Source organism: Cribrihabitans neustonicus, from assembly GCF_048820895.1.
In the GTDB taxonomy this organism is placed as follows: domain Bacteria; phylum Pseudomonadota; class Alphaproteobacteria; order Rhodobacterales; family Rhodobacteraceae; genus Cribrihabitans_A; species Cribrihabitans_A neustonicus.
The window spans coordinates 1-2,521 of sequence record NZ_JBMERQ010000034.1 but is presented as its reverse complement, the minus strand read 5'-3'; the positions used below and the strand labels follow the sequence as shown (position 1 = coordinate 2,521).

The window sequence follows — 2,521 nt, the reverse complement described above, 5'->3', positions numbered from 1 at the left end:
TAGCGCTGCGAAAGGCTGGGATGCAGCCGCAGGGCAGGGGGCTGCGGGCTTTCCTTGATGATGGCCTCCAATCCGGCTTTCTTCGCTTCCAGTTCCGACATCTTGGCCTTCAATGACGCATGGTACATTCCGTCTTCAATGGCCGTCAGAATGCCCGCGATCTTTCCCTCCACCTTCTTCAGGGAGGCTACCGCCTTCTGGCGCTCTTGGCTGCCTCCGGCAGCGGCTTCATTGAAGGCTTTACGGTATTCCTCGGCGAATTGCTCCAGAAGGTCCGGAGCCAGAAGGCGCGGCTTCAGTCCGGAGAGAACCCGATCCTCCACTTCTTCCCGACCGATGGTGGCGCGGTTGATCGCGCCCCCCTTGTTGCGCGCGCCAGCGCAGCCATAGCGGGTCTTGTTGATCAGCGTGTAGCTGGCGCCGCAGCATGCGCAGCGCAAGAGGCCGGACAGAAGGTAGGTCGGCCGGCGCGCGCGTTCCAGCTGGGGCCGTTCCGTCAGAACGCCTGCCGGGTTCATTGCCTGCCGCACCTCTCCCTGGCGCGTCTTCACTGTGTGCCAGAGCTGGTCATCCAGAATACGAAGGTGGGGGACTTCTTCGATCTTCCAGTCGTCAGGCGGGTTGAGGCGTGACAAGCGTTTGCCGGTGTCCGGGTTGTGACCTGCCGTTCGCTGCGACAGCGAGCTTCTGAACCCGGTGAATTCACACAGTGCGGGACCTTCCCGCCTTTCGCTGCGGGCGCATCATCTCGTTTGGATCGTTGAAGGTACCATGTTCGGAACCTGAACTGGACAGGTGCATCGGGCGCGCCCGCTGATATAATCTCGGAGAAAACCGGGGGACGGAATGACCGACAGAAGGAACGATCATTGGGAACGCGTCTACGCGACGAAGGATGAATCCGAGGTCAGCTGGTATCAGGACGCCCCAACCATCTCTCTCGAAATGATCGAGAGGGCTGGCGTCAACCGCAAGGCGGTGGTCGTCGATATCGGTGGCGGCGCCTCGAACCTGGTGGATGCTCTGCTCTACCGCGGCTTCACCGACCTAACCGTCCTAGATCTCTCCGAGAGGGCGTTAGAGGTCTCACGGAAGCGGCTCGGCGCCGCCGCCGAACAAGTCCAGTGGATCGCTGCCGACATCACCGGATGGCAACCCGAACGACACTACACCCTTTGGCACGACCGGGCCACGTTTCACTTTCTGACCAATCCGCGGGATCGCGCGGCCTATCTTGCCGCCATGAAGGCTGCGGTCCCGACCGGAGGATGGGCGATGCTGGCGACATTCGCTCTCGACGGCCCCGAGAAATGCAGCGGTCTGCCAGTGGTCCGATACAGCCCGGACACGCTGGCGGAATGTCTGGGAAACGAATTCAGTCTGGTGGACCAGCGACATCACATCCACCGGACGCCAAGCGGTGCGACCCAATCCTTCCAATTCAGCTTGTTCCGGCGAGGTTCGGTAAAGCCAGTGCAGTAGCACGATCACGCACCGGTGACGCCACTAGGCGTGACACGCCCTGCGAAGCCGTTCCGACACCTCGATGGCGTCGAACGCTCGTTGCTCATGCCGCCAAGAGACGCATCACGCCGAGCGAAGATTACTTTTGCAGAAGCGGCGCGAGAAGGATGATCGCCATCCCGACGAGGCAGAAGGTCGCGCCAAGAAGATCCCATCGCGTCGGAACTTGCCCTTCGACGATCCAGAGCCAGGCCACAGAAGCGCCGATGTAGATGCCGCCATAGGCTGCGTAGGCGCGCCCGGCGAAACTGACATCGACCCGCGTGAGAAGGAAGGCGAACAGCACCAGGGATGCCAGGCCAGGGAACAGCCAAAGATTTGACCGGTCCAGCCGCAGCCACGCCCAGAAAGCGAAGCATCCTGCAATTTCCGCGATTGCGGCCAAGACGTAGGCCACGAGAGACCAGCCAAAGGATGTCAAAATTTCACCTCTCAGTCCACGTAAACACCTCGGATGCACCTATAGACCTCAACTCTCAAGGTCGTAGAAGGGCTCACTGCCGCCTTGCGGCGGTGCAGCGCCGAGAGACCGGCGCAAGCTTGTCCCAGGCCAATCGTGATCGGCTCAAGCCAGCCCAAACATGCCGTTCAGTTGGTACGCCTGGCTATGAACGCTGCAAGTGCGAAGCTCCCCAACCATTCCAGCGAAAGCGGACCTTTAGCCGGGCTCGGGCACTATTGCTGATGCTGAGAGCCGCGCCCCGTGCCGCAGCGCTCTGAAAGCGGACTTTGCAATGTGCAGCGAGCGGCTCAATGCCGTCTCTCGAACCTGACAAAGCGCTGCATTGCACTTCACAAAGGCGGCCGCTTGCTGGCCATCCAGCACTGCGTTCTTCCGTGCAGACCCATGTCGGAGCAGGCGAGCCCGCAAAACGGCTTCGGGGCCTTCTGCCGGCATTTCACCTGCCAAACCCGGAGGCATAGGGCAGCCACGTAGCAAGTCCCGGAACCAGCAGCATCAGCACCAGCCCACCAAGCATCAGCAGCACATAGGGCG

Annotated in this window: 3 protein-coding genes; 1 reads left to right on the top strand and 2 read right to left on the bottom strand. The window is 61.4% G+C overall.

What is annotated here, in order from left to right; all coding sequences use genetic code 11:
• A partial coding sequence (locus ACOHWE_RS20095; RefSeq protein ID WP_420668519.1) for a recombinase zinc beta ribbon domain-containing protein occupies window positions 1–635 on the bottom strand: 635 nt, incomplete at its 3' end.
• 211 nt (window positions 636–846) lie between these two features.
• Between ACOHWE_RS20095 and ACOHWE_RS20090 the strand changes: the two genes are divergently transcribed.
• The gene (locus tag ACOHWE_RS20090; protein ID WP_420668518.1) at window positions 847–1,482 is read left to right on the top strand and encodes a class I SAM-dependent methyltransferase; all 636 of its coding nucleotides are present in this window, start codon (window positions 847–849) and stop codon (window positions 1,480–1,482) included.
• A gap of 121 nt (window positions 1,483–1,603) precedes the next feature.
• On the opposite strand, the gene ACOHWE_RS20085 is transcribed toward ACOHWE_RS20090, so the two are convergent.
• Complete coding sequence (locus ACOHWE_RS20085; RefSeq protein ID WP_420668517.1) at window positions 1,604–1,945, bottom strand: YnfA family protein; 342 nt, start codon at window positions 1,943–1,945, stop codon at window positions 1,604–1,606.
• Window positions 1,946–2,521 lie beyond the last annotated feature (576 nt).